This window comes from Paenibacillus sp. FSL A5-0031 (assembly GCF_001956295.1).
Taxonomy (GTDB): domain Bacteria; phylum Bacillota; class Bacilli; order Paenibacillales; family Paenibacillaceae; genus Pristimantibacillus.
On the sequence record NZ_MRTD01000019.1, the window covers coordinates 122,026 to 145,350 of the forward strand.

15 protein-coding genes and 2 pseudogenes are annotated in these 23,325 nt (G+C 45.4%); 5 read left to right on the top strand and 12 right to left on the bottom strand.

The window, feature by feature from the left end:
• Positions 1-65: 65 nt before the first annotated feature.
• Complete coding sequence (locus tag BK120_RS27195) at positions 66-470, top strand: hypothetical protein (RefSeq protein WP_076270651.1); 405 nt, start codon at positions 66-68, stop codon at positions 468-470.
• A 38-nt stretch (positions 471-508) separates the two neighbouring features.
• Here the strand turns inward: BK120_RS27195 and BK120_RS27200 are convergent, their stop codons facing one another.
• From BK120_RS27200 to BK120_RS27220, 5 genes are all read right to left on the bottom strand, one after another.
• The gene (locus tag BK120_RS27200; protein ID WP_076270652.1) at positions 509-706 is read right to left on the bottom strand and encodes a hypothetical protein; all 198 of its coding nucleotides are present in this window, start codon (positions 704-706) and stop codon (positions 509-511) included.
• 104 nt (positions 707-810) lie between these two features.
• A complete protein-coding gene (locus tag BK120_RS27205) occupies positions 811-1,380 on the bottom strand; it encodes a dihydrofolate reductase family protein (RefSeq protein WP_076270653.1) in 570 nt (189 codons plus the stop codon).
• 220 nt (positions 1,381-1,600) lie between these two features.
• Complete coding sequence (locus BK120_RS27210) at positions 1,601-2,203, bottom strand: hypothetical protein (protein ID WP_076270654.1); 603 nt, start codon at positions 2,201-2,203, stop codon at positions 1,601-1,603.
• 69 nt (positions 2,204-2,272) lie between these two features.
• Positions 2,273-2,530: a hypothetical protein gene (locus BK120_RS27215; RefSeq protein WP_144376873.1), complete on the bottom strand. Its 258-nt coding sequence runs from the start codon at positions 2,528-2,530 to the stop codon at positions 2,273-2,275.
• Between the two features lie 822 nt (positions 2,531-3,352).
• Positions 3,353-4,141 (bottom strand): hypothetical protein, encoded by a 789-nt coding sequence (locus BK120_RS27220; protein WP_076270656.1) that lies wholly within the window; start codon positions 4,139-4,141, stop codon positions 3,353-3,355.
• Positions 4,142-4,598: 457 nt separating this feature from the next.
• On the opposite strand from BK120_RS27220, the gene BK120_RS27225 reads away from it, so the two are divergent.
• Both BK120_RS27225 and BK120_RS27230 read left to right on the top strand, forming a co-directional pair.
• Entirely contained in the window at positions 4,599-5,567 is a 969-nt protein-coding gene (locus tag BK120_RS27225; protein ID WP_076270657.1) for a copper amine oxidase N-terminal domain-containing protein, read from the top strand.
• Between the two features lie 430 nt (positions 5,568-5,997).
• Positions 5,998-6,231, top strand: coding sequence for a hypothetical protein (locus BK120_RS27230; RefSeq protein ID WP_076270658.1), 234 nt, complete (start codon positions 5,998-6,000; stop codon positions 6,229-6,231).
• A 245-nt stretch (positions 6,232-6,476) separates the two neighbouring features.
• Here the strand turns inward: BK120_RS27230 and BK120_RS27235 are convergent.
• The 3 genes and pseudogenes from BK120_RS27235 to BK120_RS27245 all read right to left on the bottom strand — a co-directional run.
• Positions 6,477-6,905, bottom strand: a pseudogene (locus BK120_RS27235) (manganese catalase family protein); the annotation flags it as partial.
• Positions 6,906-7,233: 328 nt separating this feature from the next.
• Positions 7,234-9,003 carry a sensor histidine kinase gene (locus BK120_RS27240; RefSeq protein ID WP_076270659.1) on the bottom strand — a complete coding sequence of 590 codons (1,770 nt, stop codon included), beginning with the start codon at positions 9,001-9,003 and terminating at the stop codon, positions 7,234-7,236.
• A gap of 18 nt (positions 9,004-9,021) precedes the next feature.
• Positions 9,022-9,795, bottom strand: a complete 774-nt coding sequence (locus tag BK120_RS27245) for a response regulator transcription factor (RefSeq protein WP_256711037.1) — start codon at positions 9,793-9,795, stop codon at positions 9,022-9,024.
• 291 nt (positions 9,796-10,086) lie between these two features.
• Between BK120_RS27245 and BK120_RS27250 the strand changes: the two genes are divergently transcribed.
• A complete protein-coding gene (locus BK120_RS27250) occupies positions 10,087-12,273 on the top strand; it encodes a glycoside hydrolase family 88/105 protein (RefSeq protein WP_076270661.1) in 2,187 nt (728 codons plus the stop codon).
• A gap of 846 nt (positions 12,274-13,119) precedes the next feature.
• Here BK120_RS27250 and BK120_RS27255 read toward each other — a convergent pair.
• From BK120_RS27255 to BK120_RS27265, 3 genes are read right to left on the bottom strand one after another with little or no spacing between them, the layout of a single operon-like run.
• Positions 13,120-13,965, bottom strand: coding sequence for a carbohydrate ABC transporter permease (locus tag BK120_RS27255; RefSeq protein ID WP_065386373.1), 846 nt, complete (start codon positions 13,963-13,965; stop codon positions 13,120-13,122).
• Positions 13,962-14,864 (bottom strand): carbohydrate ABC transporter permease, encoded by a 903-nt coding sequence (locus BK120_RS27260; RefSeq protein WP_076270662.1) that lies wholly within the window; start codon positions 14,862-14,864, stop codon positions 13,962-13,964. The genes BK120_RS27255 and BK120_RS27260 overlap by 4 nt, the downstream gene beginning before the upstream one ends.
• Positions 14,865-14,891: 27 nt before the next feature.
• Positions 14,892-16,265 carry an ABC transporter substrate-binding protein gene (locus tag BK120_RS27265; RefSeq protein WP_076270663.1) on the bottom strand — a complete coding sequence of 458 codons (1,374 nt, stop codon included), beginning with the start codon at positions 16,263-16,265 and terminating at the stop codon, positions 14,892-14,894.
• 514 nt (positions 16,266-16,779) lie between these two features.
• Between BK120_RS27265 and BK120_RS27270 the strand changes: the two genes are divergently transcribed.
• Positions 16,780-21,711: an S-layer homology domain-containing protein gene (locus BK120_RS27270; protein ID WP_076270664.1), complete on the top strand. Its 4,932-nt coding sequence runs from the start codon at positions 16,780-16,782 to the stop codon at positions 21,709-21,711.
• A gap of 389 nt (positions 21,712-22,100) precedes the next feature.
• On the opposite strand, the pseudogene BK120_RS36490 reads toward BK120_RS27270, so the two are convergent.
• Positions 22,101-23,083: pseudogene (locus BK120_RS36490) on the bottom strand (ROK family protein).
• Positions 23,084-23,325: the final 242 nt, after the last annotated feature.

The following is a 23,325-nucleotide window of genomic DNA, read 5'->3' on the forward strand; positions in this document are numbered from 1 at the left end:
CTTCTAACGAAAAGTATTATATAAAACCAGAATGGTAACAGAACGTTGCTAGGAGGGAAAAATTTATGACTATCCAACTCACTGAATGTATGAATCACGCAGCTCAAAATAATCCCAATATAACTTCTATTATGGCCGAAATGATCGCAACTATGGAGAATGACGCAAAACTCAAAAAAGAAATTCTTTTTAAAGTTGATGAAATCAATATGGAGATTTTCAGAAAAGATAAACTTTGTTATGACGTAGTGAATGCTACTCGTAATAACGGTGACTATTACAAAGCTAAAGTGCTATGGAAACAATTTAGAAATGAAGTAGAGCTTGCCTTAGGAGAATTGTATAAGCGAATTCAATGGACAAGGTACCCTGACGAGTGGAGTGAGACATATGAGCTCCTAAAGCGTCGAGCAGCTTTACATGATGATGAGGTGGAAAGATTAGAGTGGCAAGAGTTATTGAACGTCTAAACAGTTCTATAAATTGGAACAGTCATCTCTTATCACACTCATTCCGAGCTCGCCCCCGGGTAGTCTTGCGCTCGGGTTACATGTTTGAATTTGGTGATGTCGACACCAACAATTAAAGTAGAAGAAGTGATTTGATTAATGCGTTCATTTATCTTGTAGTCTCCTTGGTTTGTTTGAATTCGACTGGCGAGCAGCTTGGACCCAATAACATCATACCAAGGAGCGTATTTCTTCATAATAGGAATGCTCCTCGTTAGCGTAATGACGAAGGGCTGCCACGCGGCAGCCCTTTAGTTTTCAACTATCGTTATCCGTTAGTAGAACATCTTGCACGGCAGAGCTATTTCTCCAACTCATAGCGGGCCGCGATAATGCCCGACTTGAGCGTTCGGCTGGACAGCAGCTTGAGCTTGATTTTCTCACCGTCGCCGTGGAATACCGATTTTCCGCTGCCCAAGATGACTGGACAAATCGTCAGCAGGAATTCGTCGATCAGGCCGAGTTCAAGCAACGTCTTCGCCGCCCCCGGACTGCCGAAGATAACGAGATTTTTACCCTGCTGCTCCTTGAGCGCCTTGATTTCATCTGCAATATTGTCCTTGATCAGTACCGTATTGTTCCATTCAACAATGTCCATCGAGTCGGAAATGACGATCTTCTTAACATCCTGCAGCCATTTGGCATGCTCCATATCGTGCCTCGACGCATCCGGATTGTCCAGCACCGAAGGCCAGTAGCTCTCCATCATTCGATACGTCGTTCGTCCGTATACCGGAGAGCCGACTTCGGCTACGACTTCCTCGGCGTATTTCTCTAATTCCTCGTTGTAAGGAATCCAGTCTAGTCCTCCGTTTGAATCTGACGCATACCCGTCCAGTGATACATGCATGAACAATACGAGTTTTCTCATGTTTGCTTCTCCTCCGATTTCGAATATAGTTGTTTGATTTTTTGGCAGTAGGCTGTGTTTCATCCTTCTTTTACGTTCACTATAAATCATTACGTTACGTAAGGGTCAAGTGGAAATTTGAAGACAAAAATGTTACCTATCTGCCCTTTAGCTTAACGAGAAAGAAGCAGCTGCCATCCGGCTAACTGCTCTATGGTCCGTATAACTATCCTTCACCTTTTTAGCTCAAAGAATTACGTTGCAAATCGTTAAAATTATCTATAAAATACCCTTCTGATTCCCAACCACTATTAGTTTTCTGTATTAATTCACCGATAGATAATTTAGCTTTACCGAATCTACTCATAAGCTTGGCTTTATAATAATCCATATTGCGACCTTCAAAAACATAATCTAATGCACAATAATTATCTCCCATATATATTGCAAAGTTATAACCGAAGTAGTCAGCAAATTCTTGGCATATTGCCCTTAGTTCAAGTTGCAACTCTTGATTTTCTATAAATTGATACCACCTAAAACAAGGACTGAACTCACAGATGTACTTATTAAATATAAATCTAAACCCACCAGGGCCTCCAAGCTCAACATATTCTTCATCCCCTATTGGCACGGGATCAAATGGCTCAAAGTTATGTGATTCACTAATACGATCACGATTTAATAACCATTGTCTGTCAAGATGCGGATTATGAAAATTAACTTCTTTAATACACTTTACAGCTTTAGGAAATCTTGTCCCTTTAACAATCTCTTCTTTAAAAACTTCTATGGCTGTAACATCTAATGAGTGTTTAAAAACAGCTGAGAAATCTATCCCCATTTCCCACCTCGAAATTCAAAATTATTCCATAGTATTATACCATTTTTATTCCATGAGAATTAAATTAAACTAACCGTTAGCAGAATCACTCGGAAGCTTGCCAACCTCGTCAGCATTCGACTGTTGCTGACGGAACTTGACCAGTTGCTCGTACCGTGCGCGGATCTTCGGTATTGCCTCCTCGAGTAACTTTTCGTGCCTCTCAGCTGACAGACGATCGAGTTCCTCTTTCTGCTCCGGGCTGACCTTGTACACTTTCGCCGTTATGATCTCGCCTGTTTCATACACCGTTGTCACTTTCTCCATAGCCTTTTTCTCCTTGTCCATGTTCGACACGTTCTCCTACCTCCTTTTGTTTTGAGTAACTTCGTTTTCCTCTTTTCTATTATTACGTCTGTCTGTACTCCACGCAATTCAAGAACTATGTCAACGATCCCTACAGAACGGCTCCTAAGTTACAATAGCTTCCTGTTTTTCGTTAAACTGCCCGTTAGTTTAACAAGAAAATGGAGCAGCTGCCGCAGCAAACTGCTCCTTGTATGTTTAATTATCGTTCTCCGATAGTTTAATCTATATCATCAATTTTCTCTCCTTCTTCATCTATTTGAACGGTTCCTCCTCCGAATTGCCACCATTTGCTGCCGTCTTCAAAAGTCAAGGTGATCTCTATCCAGTTCCACTCGCCCGAAGAACCTTAAACCTCAACATCATATTTCCAGTTAAGTAATTTCACTACATGCCCCCCATTTTATTTCCGATGAAATGGACCGATGAGTAGTCCAATGTAGAGCTTGCTCATCATGTGTTTTTAACTATCGTGTCCCGTTAGCTTAATCACTTATCTCAAGGAATTACATTCTTGGTGTTGTCTATTTCTCTTTTTTACTTGACATTATTTCGATAATTTTCTGAAGAGAAATATGTATTGCTCGAAGATAACTTATTAAGCAGATGAATCCTACAGCTAAAATTATAATGAAAAATTCAATTTGTCTCTCCCCCTTACTTTACTAGAGGATTTTACCATTTATTATACATATTTGTAGTTATGTATAACTACCCATTACTTCATTGAAAAGGGCAACCGATCATATGACTCGTTGCCGACATATCATGTTTGAACTATAGTGTCCCGTTAGCTTAACCAATTTATGGATTCACCAAGTTTCTAACATCGAAAGCCGAAAGAGTCTTTAGACCAATTTTATTTAGATATGATAGACGCAATTCCAGATCATTAATCAACTCGCAATAATTATCTAATACTTGTTTGTCGAGGCAATTACGTAATTTCTGGACAACTAATAGTGATTCTGAGATCGGCATTCTTAACACATCTGAAAGGGAATTCCCCATAACCAAGCGTTCCTGTTCCAACAAGCTTTCGGTACAATTTGGACACTTTCCATGTCGGGAGAATAATTTTATTGCCCAAAGGTTTCCTTTACTAGTTGTTCCTGCAGCACGCATATGTTCCAAATCGAAAACGCACCCACGATAATATTTTTTATGTTCCCTTTTCTTGTAAACGTATGTTATAGGTTCCTTATCATATCCATAAAGTAAAATATCGGTAAATTGCTTATTTTGCTCAACAAGTGGGCTTTCAAAGTCAATCCCGATCATTTTAGCCAGTTCTCTAATCTTTACAACAGGTCCGCAGTTAGTACCCGCCCATAAAAGCACAGCTCCTTTTTTAAGCGAGAGCTCAGTTGCGACCATACGACTTGAATCAATATCACCAAGGACAGTACCTGTACCGTTACATGTAGTGCATATTGGAGTGCTTTCTCGTAAAGACCAAATGCCATTTTTCTCCGTAGCCTCACCAACATTCGCATACAATGACGAAAAATGTTCTAAGACTCCGGTAATTGTACCAACAAGAGACCCTGGTCTTTTGGCGTTAAACTTTTTATGGGAAAGTCCAAATTCCAATTAAAAACACCCCTTTGGCTGTTTGCTCAATACTCTTAAATTATACCGACCACTTGTTATTATGTAAATATTTACCTCTAAGCCATCCTGCCCGTTAGTTCAATTAGGGACTGAATAATTAAAGGCATTCAACAATACCATTGAACCTGATTAACTAAATGCTAAAAAAATCGGCGATAAAGTTCTCTCCGACGCTCTCCGCGGAGCTGAGCATAAGTTTGCGTGGTCGATGCTTTTTCACGCTGAGATCGTGAACCAACCGACAGCCCAAAGTATGTAAAACGATTGATGATCTTAAGCTACAATTGGGTTAGCCTCTTTATTTGAGGGAATTCGAAAGAACATTGAATACTTGGGTCACATTTCGACAAAATAACTATCTTTTTTATTGACAGAGTTCCAAATGATAGTAAGATAGTAAATAGTGGAAAAAAAATCTAGTTCTGGAGGCGTTTTTTTGAAGAGATTGTCGATTACTGCTATGATTTGCGTTTTATTATTCAGTATAGGTGTTATTCCTGTATCAGCAGCCAATAAAGGAGCTTATATTTTTGTAGATGGAGTCCCGCTCAAATCTAAATCAGTAAGCAAGAATGGAGTTTCCTTCGTTCCCTTCAGAGAATTATTTGGAAAATTGAAAATGGAAATCGGTTATGATGCAAAACTTAAACAAGTTACGGGCAAAAAGGATGATTTAAAGATTACATTTACGATTGGCAACAAAACAGCAGTTGTGAACGGCCAGAAGAAAGCATTGCAAGCAGAACCCATTACGCAAAATGGCAACACTTACATCCCAATTAGAATCGTTGGGGAAGCAACAGGTAACTCCGTTTATTGGTCTGCAGAAGCAAATGTGATTCAAGTTAATAGTCCATCCTTTAAAGGGGCCTCTTACACGATCGACGGTATCCCGATATTTTTCAGTGCTGATGGAGTGATATCGTTTGGTCCCGCTGCAACCAACGCCCTGAATACCCAAAAAGAGTTAGCCGAGATCGATTCCATTACCAAGACAATTGCAAATTTCCCTGAATTCCGTGTTGTTGGTGCGCCACCAACAGAGAAGGAATCCAAACTACCAGGGTATAAAGGATATCCAGATTATTTTGACACCAATTATGTAGCTGCAGTAGAGAATAAAGAAGCCTTGCCGCCACTGATGAGCAAGGGATGGATTTCATTATCTATGCTGTCTGAAATCGAAGGCGTAAGCAAACTTGGCAATAGCAATGCCAACATCATTACGATAGGCAAATATGTCGGCTTCGAAATCGTCAGATTGGATATTAATTTGACAGCAGAATACAAAAAGGCGACGGATGGCGACTTTACTTTAAGTGACATTCGTGTTAAGAAATACAAAGGAACCATGTATCTTAACATTGAAGATTTAATAACAGCTGGACTCATAGAATCTAATTAACACTCAATTTTTTTTCGGTTAGGAGTCAAATCATTACTAAATTAATCGATTGAGCTGATTACGATTGATGTTTGTAAAAAACTAGGGCCACTTTGGGACCCTAGTTTTTTGTTTTTTAGCGGTTATCCATTTTCAATGAAAATCAACGAACGCAATTTAGCTGCTGAAGACCTTTTACGGAAAAATTCAAAAATGCCTTGTTGATCGCGTACCATCGTTATCGCTTCATCTGCTGCATTTGGAATTTCGGGACGTTCAGTCGAAATTGTCTTGGAAAGTGTGGATGTCAGAATAAAATAAAGTATTAGTCTGACGATGCTTCATTAAGCTTAGGGCAGAATATCGCAACTTCCAACTACTGGAATCGAATAAGTAATTGGCGAGTTTACCACCATACATTTACAATTGAGTATTTTTAAGGAGTGAGAAAATGAGTGTTTACTCGAAACGCATCAGAATAATCATTCTTGGTGTTGTTTTGACCATTTGCGTAGTGGGAGGTACTATGGCGTTTCAAAGCGATGCTAAAAGCACGATTAATCAAAGCCTCACAAATCTTCCTAGCTATCCTGAAAATGAAAATGGACAGACATACGGTACGGTTCAGCCAATGAAACCACTTCCGTTGAAATGCAACCTGACTTATTTTTTTCAGGAAGTGTGAATGGCATTGCAGGATACTTGCCGAAAAAAGATTATCTCGGAGAACTTAGTCGTAATGTCCCACTGTATGATGTTGATGGAGTAAACATAATTGGTTCTTTGTATATTAGCCCTAAGAATATGAACTATCCTAAAAATAAAAACGGACAGACATACGGTTCTGCCGCAGATGCCACTTCCTACGAAACGGGACCTGATTTAATTAGTGCAACACGTGTGGATGGCACTGTTAGCTTACATCAACAGTCAGTAAAAACCTCCCCGCAGCACCCTGCAGAGAGGTGCCCTCTCATAAAATATCTTCTCATCCCGCTTATCCTTAAGTATTTCCACTGCTTCCCGGAACCACAGTGAATGCACAATCTCCCGCTCCCACAAATACTTAAAGCTATCCTGCAGATCCACATCGTCTGTTAGATCAATCAGCCACTGATACGTCGCCCTAGCCTTCTCCTCCGCCGTTATGTCCTCATGTGGATCCGCAATTGGATCACCTTTGGCCTGAATGTACATAGCCGTAAAGGGTACGCCGCCTGCACTCTCATAAAACAAGGCGCTGTCATGAGCCACATAATGAGCACCTAGACCTGCAGCCTTAAGCTGTTCTGGCGTTGCATCTTTTGTCAGCTTGTTAATCATGGTCGCAATCATCTCAAGGTTCGCAAACTCGTTGGTACATTGTAATTAACAGTGATTATTTTCCTATACACAGTAAGGCTTTTCGATTTACAATTTATAATAATTTTTACTTGTGACTATAAAGCGGCAACTCTATAACCAAAATCCCATCTCACGCTGCTGTTACAACTTATCTATTCAAAGTCATTTTATCTCAACGTAATACCAAGATCGTTCAACTATCGTTACCCACTAGTTCAATGTCACTGCTCAGTCTACAATTTTATTTCATTTTCTCAAAATTTATAATCCTCACTAAAACATAACAATAACTTGTTCAGCTTATATTAACGTTAACCTTCAAAATCAGTACTTGCGAATCCCACTACATTTCTTTTTCATCGATAGGAAGTACAATTTCAATCAACGTTCCCCAGCCCAACTTGCTGCGTATACGGAACTGATGCCCGCTGCCATACATAAGTTGCAGCCTTTTGTACGTATTAAACAGCCCGATATGCTTCGTTTCCTTCTCAGCCGTAAACATTTGCCTTAGTTCAACCAGCCGCTCCCTCGTCATGCCAAGCCCCGTGTCGATAATTGCAATATGCAGCTTGGAGCCGCGCTGCCTAATCCGAAGTTTCACATAACCGAATCGGTTGCTCTCTTTAATGCCATGGTAAATGGAGTTTTCAAGCAGTGGCTGGAACAAAAGCTTCAACACCTCAGCATCGAGCAAATCCTCATCATAATCCCAAACCATATGGAACTTGTCCTTGTAGCGGATTTTCATGATCTCGATGTAATGCTTCGTATTCCGCAGCTCCTCCTCCAGCGTTACCTTCTTATTGGATGAGCTGATGGCATAGTGGATAACCTCCGATAGATAATCGAGCATCTGGCTCACTTCGTTCTGCCCGCCCGTGAGACCGATGGCTTTCCAAAAAATCGTCCGCAGCGTATTCGCCATAAAATGCGGATTAATATTGGACTGCAGCGCCATCATTTCCATCATCTGCAGCATATATTTTTTCTCGGTCAGCTGGATCTTGAGCGCACTGCGTTCAACAAATGACTTGATCATGCTTTGCAAAATAAAACTATATTCATCCGTAATTTTCTCTGGCAGCCGCGGGATTGGCCTCCCTTTCTCCGCATTGTCGATTGTTTGCAGCACCCGCATCATATTCCGATGATTGCGCCGAGAAATGTAATAAGTCAGAATGATTCCAAGCACCAAGGAAACAAACACAAGCGTCACGGTAAGATAAAGCAGATTCGTAGACAGCTGATAGAAATGGCGGCTCGGCGTAACGGAGATATACTGTAAATCATAGACCTCCGAATTCAGCTTGGACACCACGTAGCTCTCTCCTGTTACCTCCGACTTATATCGCTGTGACTTGGATAGATCCAGCCTAGAGATGCCCTCAAGGTCCGCATGAGAGACATTAGTCGTAGTGAGTATCTCCTTCTCCCCATTCATCATGAATACCAGCTGCTGCGGCTGGTAGAGAAACTTCTCCATGCTCTTCTCCAGCTCATCCATCCGAATATTAGCTACCATATAACCTTCCGTCTTCGTCAAGCCCGGTGGCACAAATCGCTTGTACAGCGTTACGAGCTCTGTTTCCTTACGATCGAAGGAGAATCGCTTCATCGTACGGCGCTCGATATACAAATCCTGTTTCTTCTGCTTCATAGCCGTAACCGTTGCATACCAAGAAACATCATTGTAGTTTTTGAGGTTAACCCTCCCCTCATTGGAAGCGAGGAAATTACCGTCAGCATTATCATAATACAAATAGATGGAGTGAATATGCGGTCTGATATTGGTCGGTGCATTAATGATCCCCATAAAGTGATTAAAAGCTTCAATATCGCTTGAGCTCGCTTCATTCCCTGTAAGCAGCGAACGCAGTCGCAGAATAAGCCTCGTGTTATAGTTCAAAGTGTAATGCACTGAGTCCAGCTCGTTGAACATCAGCTCCACCGTGCTGCGGGTTTGCTCCAGCATCTTGTAATTGCTCGTGTTAAGCTCTGTTTTAATATAGCTTAAGGTCGTTATAATGGAAAAACCGCCCAATATAATGAGCGGTATAAGCAGTGGTATTATGAAACGAAGCACGTTTTTTACGAAAAAGGATTTTCTCATCGTCCATCTCCAGCTCTATCAGTTATGCTCTTCCTGCTCTTCTTTCCAGCCCTTTCGATTGCGGTAGTCGCGCGGCGTCATCCCGTAGTAATTTTTGAAGGCTCTCGTAAAATTAAACGAATTGCTGTAGCCGACCCGGTCGCTGATCTCGTAGGTCTTATACTGGATATCCTCGAGCAGCTGCGCCGCCTCCTCCATTCTGACCGTGGTCAAATAATCGGAAAAACGGATACCGGCGTGTTTTTTGAAAAACTTGCTCAAGTAATCGGCATTCATATGCACCTGCTGCGATAGGTCCTCCAGCGTAACATCCTTGTAATGCTTCCGAACATAGTCCTTGATCGTAGCAATTACCTTCTCAGGAAAGCTACCGCTAAGCTCGGTTCCACCCTTTACTTCGGGCGCCGACACCGTGCTGTCGAGCTCCTCCTTAATATTCGTGAACGCGCGAATCAGCTCATTATAGTTCGTAGATTTCAAAATATAACGCCTGACCCCTGCTTCAAGCGCCTTCTGCGCGTATTCAAAATCCTTGAATGCGCTGAAGAAAATGATCTGGATGCGGGAGTATTTGGCGTTTAGCTCTGCTGCTAGATCAATTCCGGACATAACGGGCATGCGGATATCGCAAAGAATGACGTCTACCTCGTTATTTTTAATAAAATCATAGGCTTCCTGCCCGTTCTCGGCGTCTCCAACAACATGAAAGCCGATCGAGTCCCAAGGAAAATATTTGCACAGACCGTTGCGAATTTCGTAATCATCGTCTGCAATCAGTAGTTTGTACATCATGACCTCCGAATTCATCTCTGTCGAAGCGTGAATGCCCCTTTATTTTTAAAGCGTTTCCAATTTTAGATTAGCGTAATTAATTCATGTCGGTCAAGCGTTAAATAAGGTTTCTCCTATCCTCAAACGCCGCAATATATCTTAAACCATACAAATCTATTCTTTAACCGACAACCTCTTTAAATGTGTTGACCAATGAGTGTTTTTATCCGCTCGCCTTCGTTACATTCCACTCTAAGTGCTGTTACGCTTGAATTGATAATAAGCCCCATTCCCTATGAGAGGACAGATTCTATGAGCAATTATTTCCCTTTAGAAGAGAGTATATATGACAGGCAAGGAAGCTCGGTCTGTAAGGTGATCGAGACGATCGCCAATCAATACGTGGCAGCTACTCCGCCAAACGGCTTCACTTTCCGAACACTAAGCACAGACAGCTTCAAGCAATTGGAGGATGGCCGCTATGACATGAATTTAGGACCCACGTTTCCCGAGCGGCAATTGGGCGAATACGGATATGCCTGCGCACTGGTACACAGCGAGGAAGAAAGCGAGCTTGAGCTCTCCTTAAGCTGCTACGGACCCGTGAGACTCTATTTAAACAACGGACTCTTCTATAAATCAACCGTTGCCGATGACGTGAACATTCTGAATCAACGGCTCCTGCAAGCGCAGCTCCAGAAGGGCTGGAACCTCTTTTTCCTCAAAATGATCAAAACCTCCTCCGGCTTCGGCTGCATCTTCGGATCCAGCAATTACAAATGGTTTCCGCTGCATGCGCTATCCCCGTACACTGAACGCTCAGGCAGCGGCGGATGGGTTTATTCCAGCTCGGAGACAGATTTGTATCCAGAGGAGACGCTGCCGAATGCCCATTCTTCGGAGAAGGATTTGCCGTCTGTATGGTATCCGCAGTTGTCCGATGACAGCAATTCGGACTGCGATTTTGCAGCTTTGTTTGGCATACTGCCTGGCCAATCTGCCTATGCGTGGAGCAGCTTCGCAACAAGCGGGCATCAAGCCGTTCCCAGCACAGTACTTGGAGAAGCCCCCGGTCCTATTCAAATATGGGTAGATGGGATTCTGGTATTGCAAGGCAAGGGAGGCCGCTTTAACGCTTCGATTTCACTATCCCCTGGGGGGCACACGCTCCTGTTGTTATCTGCCTGTGGGGACACTGATTGGAATGTTTCCATAGCCGTGAGCGATGGAGTCAACGCATACCAATTAAAAGCTCCGCAGCAAATCAAAGGGGTACGACAGAGCTGGATCTTTCTCGGTCCAATAGAAAACAGCGGCTATACTGATGAACAAGGTACAAATCTATTCCCTACGCTGTACCGCTTATTCGAGCCTAACGCTACTAAAGATGCCAAACCCTTGTATTGGCGTACTTCAGCCATAAGGAACGGTTATGTTAGGCCCTACCTCGAGAACGAACGTTTTGCGAGATGGAACTATCCGCTTGGCGTTACGCTGTATGGCCTGCTTCAGGCTGGGCGGACGCTGGAGCGCGCGGATTTGCAAAATTATGTGATCGCGCATATTTCCGAATGCACCCGGCTATATCCCTATTCCCTATGGGATCGCGAACAATATGGCGCTCCCGCTATCAATCACCAGCTCGTTGAGCTTAACATGCTGGATGACTGCGGCTCCTTCGGCTCGGCCATGCTCGAAGCTTATGAAGATACGCGGGACGAGAGTTATTTGCAGATCGCGCATACTCTTGCCGACTATATATTGAACAGGCAGGAGCGCCAGGCGGATGGTGCTTTTTATAGGCTGCGGCCGGGCGAATACCAGGAGAATACGCTTTGGGCAGATGACTTGTACATGAGTACGCCATTTTTGACCCGATATTACAAGCATACGGGCAACGAAGCCGCCATCACCGATGCCGCCAAGCAATTCATTCTCTTCAAGGATTACTTATACATGCCAGATCAGCAAATTGTATCTCATGTTTATGATTTCAAATACAATACACCAACCTATGTGCCATGGGGACGAGGCAACGGCTGGGTACTCTTTTCCCTATCCGAGCTGCTTGCTGTGCTTCCGGAATCGCATAAGCATCGCAACGAGCTCATTCACCTATTTAACGAGCTGGCGTCCGGCTATTTGAAGCTTCAAGGCAAGAAAGGCTTGTGGCACCAAGTGCTGACAGACCCCTCTTCGTATGAAGAAACCTCCTGTACGGCGATGTTTGCCTACGCCTTCAGTCGAGGCGTACGCCTGGGCTGGCTTCAGGATCCCGCTTCGTATGCAAGTTCAGCCAGCCGTGCTTGGGAGGGCCTCACCAAACATTCCATTGATCACAAGGGGAATATTTATGGCGTATGCCGAGGCTCCGGCTATTCCTTCTCCGCTAACTATTACCGCGATGAGCTGAATTGGATTCTAAATGACACGCATGGCATCGGGATTGTGATTTTGTGCGGCGTCGAATATGAGAAAATGCTAGCATCATTTTCTTAGCATGGAACGAAATGAACGACAAGAGAATGCCCTCCCTGGGCATTCTCTCGTCGTTCTACGCCGTGCTGCTTCTTATTCCCCCTCTTCTTTCCTCTCTTCTTTCTTATTCTTTTCTCTTTACTCACACCACATTTCTCCGACTGCCCAGCATAACTATCTCTCATTACAAGTTGAATGAATAAGGTTTGCTCATAATCCTTCTGTCATCTTTCTACGTATTGCAGCCCGTATGCCTGCATAATTTCACTACCTTCCTGCCCTAAGCCAACCTGCACCTTTGCATCATTTCGATATAGAAAAAATTCATCTCCTAAGCTACCCTGAACGTTTGCATCAATTCGATATGAAAAGCATTCTCTTCTGGCCAATCCTGCACCTTTGCATCAATTTGATACGAAATGCACTTTTCTCTTGGGCTATCCTGCGCGTTTGCAGGATATGCCCACAAGGAGATGCGTTTAGCCTAGCAAACATTGCCTATACTGCACACGTACAACATAGGTCCCTCTATGAGCCAATTATCAGCTTCTATCCTGCAATAATGCAGGATAAGCTAGCCTTAAGCTCATTAATAGTTAAACTTGCGAGGAAAATGGAACGAGGCCCATTCCGTCTCTATATTGTATCTACACTCAAGCAAAAAAAAAGAGGCCCCTCAAACAGCAAAGCTGCTCAAGGAACGCTCCTTCCTTCCTTCCTTCCTTCCTTCCTTCACTTCCTTAATCACTTACTAACTCAATCGCTTACTCAATCACTTACTCACTTACTCACTCATTTACTCATTCACTTACTTACTCACTCATTTTCTCATTCCGCACCATATTCCTTCTGCCCCTAATGAACCTCTTAACCCTTCAGCCCTGTCGTAGCGATGCCTTCCACGAAGTATTTTTGCGCAAAGAAGAATAAAAGCACGCAAGGAACAATCGCGACGATCGACATCGCCATAACTTCGTTCCACTTCGCGGCCGAGCTGATATCCAGCGACATGCGCAGCCCTAGCGCCAGCGTATATTTCTTGACGCTGTTAATGTAAATGAGGGAGTTGAAAAAGTCATTCCAGGTCCAAATAAACTGAAAGATCGCTGCGGAGAACAAAGCCGGCTTGCACAGCGGCAGCAGAATTCGGGTAAGCACCACGAAGGAATTGCATCCGTCAATGGTCGCGGACTCGTCCAGCTCCTTCGGCAAGCCTCTGAAAAACTGAACCAGCATAAAGATAAAGAACGGATAACAAGCAAACAATGCCGGGATCGTGAAGGGCAGGTAGCTGTTCAGCCAGCCGAGCTCGTTAAATAAAATGTAACGCGGGATAATAATAACCGCATTAGGCAGCATGAGCGTCGAGATCATTACCGCAAACAGCAGCCCTTTGAGCGGAAAGCGAAAGCGCGCAAAGCCATAAGCAACCAAGACGCTTGACCCCAGTGTGAACAAGACGACAGGCACAACCATTTTAAACGTATTGAACAAAAAGACGCCAAATGTAAATTGCCCGCTGCCTTTCCAGCCCTTAATATAGGAGTCCCACACGATTTCCTTCGGTAACAAAGCTAACGAGCCGAATATCTCATTATTCTCCTTAAAGGAGGCAAAAAACAGCCAGATCAGCGGAAACACCATGACAAGCGCAAATATTGACAAGAAGAAATGACTGCCCAAATGGCGAGTGCGGAGACTTCCATTATTCATTTAAAATCCCCTCCGTCCTCGTAGTGCGTCCAGTATTTTGACGATTTGAATATAATCAGTGTAACGACAAGGATGACTAGGAACAGCACCCACGAAAGCGCGGAGGCGTAACCCATTTTGAAAAACTTAAAGCCTTCGTCATACAGCTTAAGTGCAAACAAGTATGTTGAATTCATCGGGCCGCCATTTGTAATGACAAACGCGCTCGTGAAATCCTGGAAGGCATTGACCAGCTGCATAATAATGTTGAAGAAGATAATCGGGGTCAGCAGCGGTACAGTAATCATAAAAAACATGCGCATCTTCGATGCACCGTCTACACGCCCCGCCTCATACAGCTCATTCGGGATTTGCTTCAGTCCTGCCAAAAACAGAACCATCGAGGAGCCGAATTGCCATACCGCCAGCAAGCTCAGCGAGAATAGAGCGATGTTCGGGCTGCCCAGCCAATCGACGGGAGGCACGTGAAACTTGGCAAGCAAGCCGTTAACGAATCCTTCCTTCATGAATAGGAAGCGCCACAAAATCGAGACGGCGACGCTTCCTCCCAGAATGGAAGGCAGATAGAACAGCGTACGGTACGTATTGACTCCACGAATACTGACATTAAGAACAATCGCCACCAGCAGTGCGAAAACCAGCTTCATAGGCACCGAGAAAAAGACGTAAACAAGCGTCGTAATCATGGACTGGTAGAAGTTGCTGTCCTTCGTAAACATATCCACGTAGTTGTCTGCTCCGATAAAGCTCGGCTTGTTCGTAATGCTGTAATCCGTGAAGGAATAGATAAAGGAAGCCCCGAACGGATACAGCTGGAAGACGAGGAAGCCGATTAACCATGGTAAAATATACAGTAGGCCTACATATTGCTTGCTCCACTTTCTAGCCCTTATATTCACAGTCTCACCTTGCTTTTCAGTAGAATTCTATTTCAGCTCTTTGAATTTATCCTCTACGCGTTGAATCAACTGATCCGTGGCCTTCTCCGGCGTAAGGCTGCCATAGACAACTTTTTCACATATATCCCGAATAATATCCGCGATTTCAGGCTTATTTTGTACAATTGGCGGTGATGCCGTTGGGTTTTTGAGCGCGTTGTCGACCATTTGCGCAACATTCGGGTCAATAACATTCGCTTCAACCAAGGCTTGCATAGCCGCTTCCGATGTCGGAACTGAGCGGGTATCCAGCAAGATCAGAGCGGCTTCCTTGCTGTTCAGCAGCCAGTTGACGAATTTAACGGCTTCTTCCGCGTTTTTGGACTTTTTGTTAACCGATAAAATCATTGATGGCTTGAATTTTATGGCTGTGGATTTGCCATTTTCCGCAAAGATCGGCATGCCAACCGCAAACTTATCTTCTCCTGCAGCCGCCTTATACTTCGATACCGTCGATGACCAATCTACCGTCATACCGACTTCCCCGTTGACCCATTTCGGGTTTTGTTCCATCTTGCTAGTAAATAGTGCCGCATCACCAAGCGGAAGCGCCGCGCCGCTGTCGAACAGCTCCTTCATCATCGTTAAAGCTTCCTTGATATCCTCTTTGGAGGCAGTGATTGCCGGAGCGTCAGAAACCCAATATTCGCCGTTCTTGGAGTACAGGTATTCTCCTAATACAAAATCGCCCAGTCCGCCCGTCGTCGTTCCCGGCTCTATGACAAATAGATGGTTGCCTTTATTCCCCGCGTTGATTCTGCCACCTTCCTTAATCAATTCCTGCCACGTCCACTGCTTGTCGGTCGAGAGACCGAATTTATCGAAGAAGCCTTTATTAATCATCGTTCCGTATCCGTTAGTTCCCATAGGCAGCGCTACGAGACTTCCGTTAAATGAGGTATATTCCTCCAGCACCTTTTGCGGGAACTGTGAGCGGTCAACCTCCGGCTCTTTATTCAAGTCTACGAATACATCGCCCTGTGCCGAGAGATCCGGCAGCCACGGATAGTCCAGCTGCATAATGTCTGGCGCGGAATTTCCTGCAATTTGCGTCATGATCTTCTGCTGGTAGCCGTCGTAGCCTTGGTACTCGCCTTCAATAGAAACATGCGGGTTGAGCTTCTTGTAGGCATCGATAGCAGCGAGCGTCGCTTGGTGGCGCGCATCCGAGCCCCACCAAGAAAACCTTAAACTAACCGGTTCCTTCTTCTCCTCGGGCTTGCTGCTCTCCGTTGCATTCGGCGATGCCGCATTCGTTGCTGCCGGGGTGTTGTTGTTTCCCCCGCAAGCTGCAATCGTCGTAGCCAATGCCGCCAGCAGAACTCCCGTGCCTAGCAGCTTCCCCATCTTTTTCTTACCCATTGCTATTCCTCCCCTTAGTCGTCGAACTTGTATTGTAAGCACTTTCATAGTAGCGCTACTAAAAAGATATCACCCTAGCTTCGAAATAAATACGACGCTGATCCGAGATAAACTATCCGTAAGCTCCCTAATCTGGCGAACCTCCATTCAGGATAGCTTTCGACCATTGAAGATATAGATGCCAAAAGCTAGCATACTAACGCATGCAACTATCTAATTTGTGTTTCCCCCTGCGATGTGCCGACTTTTTCTATCCTTCCTCGCTTGCGATCATATCAATGATTGACTTTGCTTTAAGATAACAGATTTAGGATAGTTTATCTCCAGTGACAAGCGTATTCATCCAAGCATCAACATGGTACCTTCAATGGGGGCAGCAAAGCTATTACTATTGAAACGGAGGGGAACGTGAATGAAGAGCAAGAGCAAGGGGTGTGGCTATTTCATTTAGGCTTGTCTTTAATCCCCATTTTTGTAAGCGTATTCAGAACCATCATGAACAGGAGGGGTCGCAATGATCAAGAAACGTTATGCGAAAAAGGTAATTAGCTTCATTCTCATTCTCGCCATGCTCCTGCCCGGTATGCAGGCATTCGCAGCTGAGGCCACCAGCACACAGTCAGGCAACAAATGGACGCTGGAGAATGAGGTGATCCGGACGGAAATTGAGTTTACCAATGAAGGTCGTCTTCAAATAAACAGCTTCTTCAATAAACGCGCGGGAAGAGAGTATCTGCCCCAAGGACAGGCTCTTAATCGTTCATCCCTGTTCTCCTATAGCTATCGTCTGCTGGAGAGTAACCAGACCGGCAAAGAAACCATTGGGGCCGTAAAAACGCTGACTGCCAGCGATAGCGGTTATACACTTGGTACGCCTACCGTGCAAAATCTTTCAATGACGACGGAAAAAGGCATCAGCTCGATCATCGGCAAGCGGCTAGAGCTTCCCGTAACGAAGGACGGCATAACGATTACGCTCTCTTTTGAAATCTATGACGGCAACGCTGGCCTGAAGTATCAAACCTACATCCGCAATAACAGTGCAGATAAGCGGCTTCAAATTACAGCCTCCGATGTCCTCAAGCTGGACATGCCGGACGAGCCGAGAAACCTGCACTATACCTGCATTACCAAATGGAAAAGCAATACGACCGGCGTTGATCAAGCCGATTGCGGCAAAGCAAGCGAAGATATAAAAGTGCTCATCAATTTATATCAATCGGGTGATGGCTTCTATATTGGACCTGAGGTAAATTCCAAAACGCAGGTGTACAAACGGGATCCTAGCGTACCCGATTCAGGGCAAGCGTATATGGCCCGCGCCTTTGCAGGCATCAGCGCCTTTAAAGGCAAACAAGTCACCGTTTCTACCAATCCGGAAGCGCTGCAGCTCGTCTTATTCCCGCAAGAGCAATTCGAGTATATTGCCGTCAATCTCACGGCGTTCACCGGGGATATTGTAGATGCTAAGATGGCCGTTGAAGAGCATCTTCGCACCCGCTTCAAGTACAACCATACATCCACCATTCTCAACACGAATGACTGGCAATGGGGAAATGGCAAACGCAGCGAGGCCTTCTACAAATCGACCGCCGTGCCGATTACGAAGCAAGCCGGCTTCGATATGGTTATGTTCGACGACGGCTGGAACAATGCGGACAGCAACGGTACATCGCGGGATGGCGTTACGCCCCTTCCATCCTACACGGATAACATGAACCGTCTGGCCGATTATTACAAAAACGAAGGACTGCTGTTCGGGCTATGGTATTCCTTGTCCGGCGGCTACCACAATCGCGGCAACGATCTCGCGGATCCGGCCGTCATTGCAGCCAAAAAAGAGAAAATCCAATATATGATCGATAACTATCATCTCGTTCATCAGATGATCGATCTTACCCAGTTTTGGCTTAATGACGAGGTGACGGAATATTCACATCCGACCGATAACGTCTACCGCAAAAACGTTTTGTCCAAGGATCTCATGAACGGCATTGTTGAGGAAAACCCGGAGTATAAGGTCAAATATACGACGGAGGTGGACATTTGGCCTTCACAGGGCGATCGCTCCAACGAGCTGCTCCATGTCATTAACAATGGCTGGACAACCTCTTCTACCGAGTATGGCGAGACTTTGGATATTTCATTGTTCGGAGGGCAGTTTGGCCATTTGCCGCTCAATTCGGTTTATTTCAATTCCGGGAATATGAGCACTGGCGATATGTCGAGCTTCTATAAATACATGTTTGCGAGAAATATTAAGCACGGAGCTTCTCCAGATACTTGGAGCCCAGCCAATATCGAGCTTGCGGGCAAATTCAACGCTTGGCGGAAATCTCCGCGGATTCAGGCTCTAACGGACACAATCATTCGTCCCGTCTATGCCGGTGAGGGCTGGGACAGCAATGTGGCAGCGAACTGGAATCAGAACGCTGGTCCATACGTGCTCATGCACGTATCCGAGAACAAGGATCAGGCGCTCATGATCGCAACGGGCGGCGGCAAGCCCGGCGCAGCGGCAGTTGACGTTAACCTAAGATGGCTGGACAAGAATAAGTCCTACTTGGTGGAAGACATTACGCTGGATGACACCGGAATTGTCTCCTATCGGTTCAAAGGGCTGCTGACAGGCGATCAGTTGAAGAGCTTCAAGATTGATCTTGATGAAAATACGACCAAAGGCAAAGCTTACTGGATTCAGGAATTTGCGGACCAGCCTTACCAAACGCTGTATGCGGACGAGAATTTTCAGAATTCCTCGCTTACAATGGACGGCAGCTTGATTAAAATTTCCGGAACCGGAAAAGCAAACAGCTCGGGAAAAATCATTGTCTATGGCAAAAATGAGAACGCCGCTATGGCGGTTACGGTTCATTTTGACGGAACGGGCAAAGGCTCGCTCGTTATTGACCAATTTGAATCCACAGACGATGTATTCATCCCGTCCCTGCCATCTCCCGCAACTTATATCGCATCCGATTTGTTCGACCAAGGGAAAACAACGCTGTCTGGCGGAACACAGACGAAGGTTGCGGGCGGAACGACGCCTAATGCATCTACGTTCGGCCTTAACTTTACGTCTTCAACTGCAACAGCCGGCAGCTATGTCGAGTTTGCTGTGAATGTCGCCAAAGCTGGCGTCTACCAGGTACAAGTCGCCTCCAAGGTATCGACCTCTCGAGGCAGAGGCCAGTGGTATATTGAAGGAAATAAAGCAGGAGCACTCTGGAATCAGAACGAAAGCGAGAAAATTAAATTCCATGACCTGGGCACGGTGACCTTTGCCAGCACAGGCGAGAAAAAATTCCGCTTCCGATTCGAAGGAAGCTCGAACAAAGTGCTGAATACGGACCGAATCTTATTAACGCCTGTATTAACGGAACCTAATCCGACGTATGAAGCAGAAAATGCCAGCCTGATTACAGCTTCAAGCGGAGCAAGCGTCTCAACCGCTAATGACCCGGGCGCAAGCGGCGGCAAATGGGTGGCCGGAGCCATTCCAAGCGTTGGCGACAGCGTCTACCTCACCTTAGACGTTCAGCAGCCCGGCACCTATGTCGTAGCTGCTGCGCATCGGATTGGAACCGAAAAAGGCACCGCACAATTGCTCATTAATGGCGAAGCTGTCGGCGAGCCCTTCGATCAATACGCTGCTGCTCCCGCTTTCCAAGAGCACGCTTACGGCAGATACACATTCCCTGAGCCAGGCAGCTACGTGTTCGCCTTTCAAGTCACAGGCAAGCATGAAGCGTCAGCCAAATATGATATATCCATTGATAAAATCAAGCTCGAAGCCGTCCCCCCGCGTATGGTCATCACCGGAAGCACCGACATGGAGGTGGGTGAGCAAGCTGCGCTTCAAGCAAGAGCAGAAGGTATCGCAGCCTTGTACACAACGGGTGATTATGTGAAATGGATCATCGCGGATCAGCAGCCGGCCGCAGGCACAGGCCGAGTCCTATCGCTCATACCAGAAGGACTCACTGCTAAAATACGTGGCGTGAATGCCGGAACGGCAAAGTTGAAGGCAATGAGCACCGTTAGCGGCGAAGTCGCTGCCGAGGTGACGATAGTGGTAAACGGAACGGTCGTCGTTCCTCCGCAAATCACTAGCGTGACCGTAGATGGCGTTCGCGTAGTCGGAAAGCCGTTAACCGCCAACGTTGCATTCATTAAAGGCGACAAGGACGCCAACCCCGACGACTTCGAATATGTATGGAACCGCAGCGGTTCACCGATCTCTGGTGCGAATGAACGATCTTATATCCCAACCAAAGTGGATCTAGGATCTGAGATCAGGCTCGCGGTCATTCCGGTCGATATTGCCGGTACACGCGGCGCTTTTGCCGAAAGTGCGCCCGTCTTCGTCGTTGACGCACCAGAGCAAGAACTTCCGCAAGCACTGAATGTGAAAATCGATACTGAAGCAGCTAATATCGTTGCAGGCCAGACGGTTACGGCCGTCTACGACTACTACCATGCTCTCTCAGAGGCTGAGCAAGGCACAACCGTTCAGTGGTACACCGTTAGCGACGAGGATTTGGCGAACAGGAGCATCATTCCTGGTGCTACGGGGCTGAGCTTTACGCCAACTGCAGAGATGATAGGCCATTATTTGCAGGTCGAGATCACGCCTCGCTGCGCGGCTCAAGAAGGATCTCCAGTCACTGCGCTCGCAGCCGGACCGGTTCTGGCAGCACCTATCGAACCGAGTCCAAGCCCGAGCAGCAGCCCAACGCCGACTCCGACGGCTGCGCCAACAGCGACGCCTACGACAGCTCCAACAGCCAAGCCTGAAGAAGGAAATTCCTCCTTCCCCGGCTTCAAGACCGAAGAAGTGCTCCTTTCCTCCGCTGGCGTTGGGCTAAGCAAACGAAGCGGTACAGCATTCGTCAGCGGTTATCCGGATCATACCTTTAAGCCGGACAAGGCGATTACAAGGGAAGAAGCGATGACAATGCTCTATCATTTGGTTGCGAACGGAGATAAGCAAATCGTGAATGTGACAGGCAACCCGTTCCAAGATGTTAAAGCTACGGCGTATTCACTAAATGCGATTCTCTATTTTGCGGAGAAAGGATTGGTTTCGGGTATTGGAGACGGCCGTTTTGCCCCTGCGAAGCCCATGACAAGAGCCGAGCTAGCCAAGCTGCTCGCCCCCTTCTTGCCAGACAAGGCCTCTTCCCCTGCTCCGACATTCAAGGATGTCGAGGGTCACTGGGCAGAAGAAGCTATCCAACAGCTCGCTGGCCAAGGCTTGATGGTCGGCTTTGAGGACCACTCGTTCCGTCCGGATGGCGAGCTCACCCGAGCGCAAATCGTTACCGTTCTCTGCAGGCTCCTCGGCAGGGAGCCAGCAGCAAGCGATGAGCAGGCCGCGAACACCTTTACCGATCTGAATGTCAACCATTGGGCCTACGGCTACATCAAAGAAGCGGCTCAATAAACAAGCAGAAAGAGCATAAAACAAAGAGCTTTAAAGGCGGCTGCTTTCCGACATTACTTTCGGAAAGCAGCCGCCTTATTTTATGAGAGTTTCCCATGTATGCACCAGAAATTTTCCATTCATAAGCCAATTTGTGAGTACTTACTAGGGTTGAGAAAACGGCATGAAAAATATCGTCCTTATTTAAGAATGTGCTAAAACCAACATCATATAAAGCCGAATCCTTCCAATAAAGTTCACAGAATAAAAGGGCAGCGCTCGTCTCACAAACTTCTTCGAATCTTGAGAGTAATCTTCGAGCCTCTTCCTCTTAAATATGTTACGATGGTGATTTAACAATTCAGCTAGTTACATAGAACTATCGTTCCCCGTTAGTTGAATAGTCCATACTAATAACCTATATCCAACTGATGCTTTGCATAAGCCGCTGCCCCTATCATACCTGACCGTCCACCAAGTTGTGCAGCCACCACACTGCAAGCATTTGAAGACAATTTAAGCGCATGATTACGGATGGTTTCTCGGACGGTATGTAGGAGTCTGTCTCCAGCGGCTGATACACCACCACCAATAATTATTAATTCAGGATTAAATAAGTTGACTACATTTGTAAGACCAAACCCTAGAATTTTACCAGTTTCGTGCATGACCTCTATAGCCAGTTGGTCGTTCAAATCATAGGCATCCGAAATCATTTTCGCATTGATCCGGCTCGAGTCGCCTTCAATCCAGGTCTGAATAATACTATGCTCTCCGCTTTCCAACTTTTCAACACAGGTACGTACCATGCCTATGGCAGATACATATCTACCCAAACAACCTGAACTACCACATCTGCATGGTCGACCCTCCCTGAACATGTTCATATGCCCAATTTCTCCGATGCTGGAAGTAGTACCATATAGGACCTTTCCATCCACCACAATCCCAGAGCCCAATCCAGTTCCAATAGTAACTAGCACTACGTTTTTAAATCTTTTCCAGCTCCAAAATACCACTCTCCGTAGAGATTTACTCGGACATCGTTGTCGATAAAAACTGGGAATGAAAATTCTTTATTCATCTCCTGGACAACGTGGATATTTTCCCATCCTGGAAAGTTAGGTGAGAATATAGAAAGCCCTTCTTTGGGATTTAGCAATCCGGGAATACCTAATCCCATACAAATTACATTTTCTTTGGTAATATGATGAAGCTGCATCATCTCACGGATAATGTTTTTAATTGTTTTTATCACATGATCAGGACCTTCGAAAGCGTTTGTGGGATCGCTTCTTTCGGTTACAACTTGTAAATTCTCATCTAGAATTGCTGATTTGATATTTGTTCCACCTAGGTCAATGCCAATAATATAGTTCGGTGAATGAATCATAATAAATCTCCTTTATTTGGTTTGTCGAGTTATATGATTCTAGTTAGTAGTTAAGCTAAACTGCCCGTTAGCTCAACGAGACTGCCGATCATTTCCGGCAGTCTTGTCCTGGTGGTTGTTACACTTAGTATCCCGTTAATTGAATAATGGTTCGCTTTCTATCCCAAACTGAATCCATTCGATACCTGTAACTTTTGTTTTAGTGGTTAGTCCACTAAATTCCCAAATTCCCGATTCTGAAT

Excerpts from the sequence above, each read along its gene's own strand:
- BK120_RS27230 (WP_076270658.1), top strand. The coding sequence starts at position 5,998 with ATGAGTGTTTACTCGAAACGCATCAGAATAATCATTCTTGGTGTTGTT.
- BK120_RS27215 (WP_144376873.1), bottom strand. The coding sequence starts at position 2,530 with ATGGACAAGGAGAAAAAGGCTATGGAGAAAGTGACAACGGTGTATGAA.
- BK120_RS27270 (WP_076270664.1), top strand. The coding sequence starts at position 16,780 with ATGATCAAGAAACGTTATGCGAAAAAGGTAATTAGCTTCATTCTCATT.
- BK120_RS27210 (WP_076270654.1), bottom strand. The coding sequence starts at position 2,203 with ATGGGGATAGATTTCTCAGCTGTTTTTAAACACTCATTAGATGTTACA.
- BK120_RS27205 (WP_076270653.1), bottom strand. The coding sequence starts at position 1,380 with ATGAGAAAACTCGTATTGTTCATGCATGTATCACTGGACGGGTATGCG.
- BK120_RS27200 (WP_076270652.1), bottom strand. The coding sequence starts at position 706 with ATGAAGAAATACGCTCCTTGGTATGATGTTATTGGGTCCAAGCTGCTC.
- BK120_RS27245 (WP_256711037.1), bottom strand. The coding sequence starts at position 9,795 with ATGATGTACAAACTACTGATTGCAGACGATGATTACGAAATTCGCAAC.
- BK120_RS27250 (WP_076270661.1), top strand. The coding sequence starts at position 10,087 with ATGAGCAATTATTTCCCTTTAGAAGAGAGTATATATGACAGGCAAGGA.
- BK120_RS27255 (WP_065386373.1), bottom strand. The coding sequence starts at position 13,965 with ATGAATAATGGAAGTCTCCGCACTCGCCATTTGGGCAGTCATTTCTTC.
- BK120_RS27240 (WP_076270659.1), bottom strand. The coding sequence starts at position 9,003 with ATGAGAAAATCCTTTTTCGTAAAAAACGTGCTTCGTTTCATAATACCA.
- BK120_RS27195 (WP_076270651.1), top strand. The coding sequence starts at position 66 with ATGACTATCCAACTCACTGAATGTATGAATCACGCAGCTCAAAATAAT.
- BK120_RS27265 (WP_076270663.1), bottom strand. The coding sequence starts at position 16,265 with ATGGGTAAGAAAAAGATGGGGAAGCTGCTAGGCACGGGAGTTCTGCTG.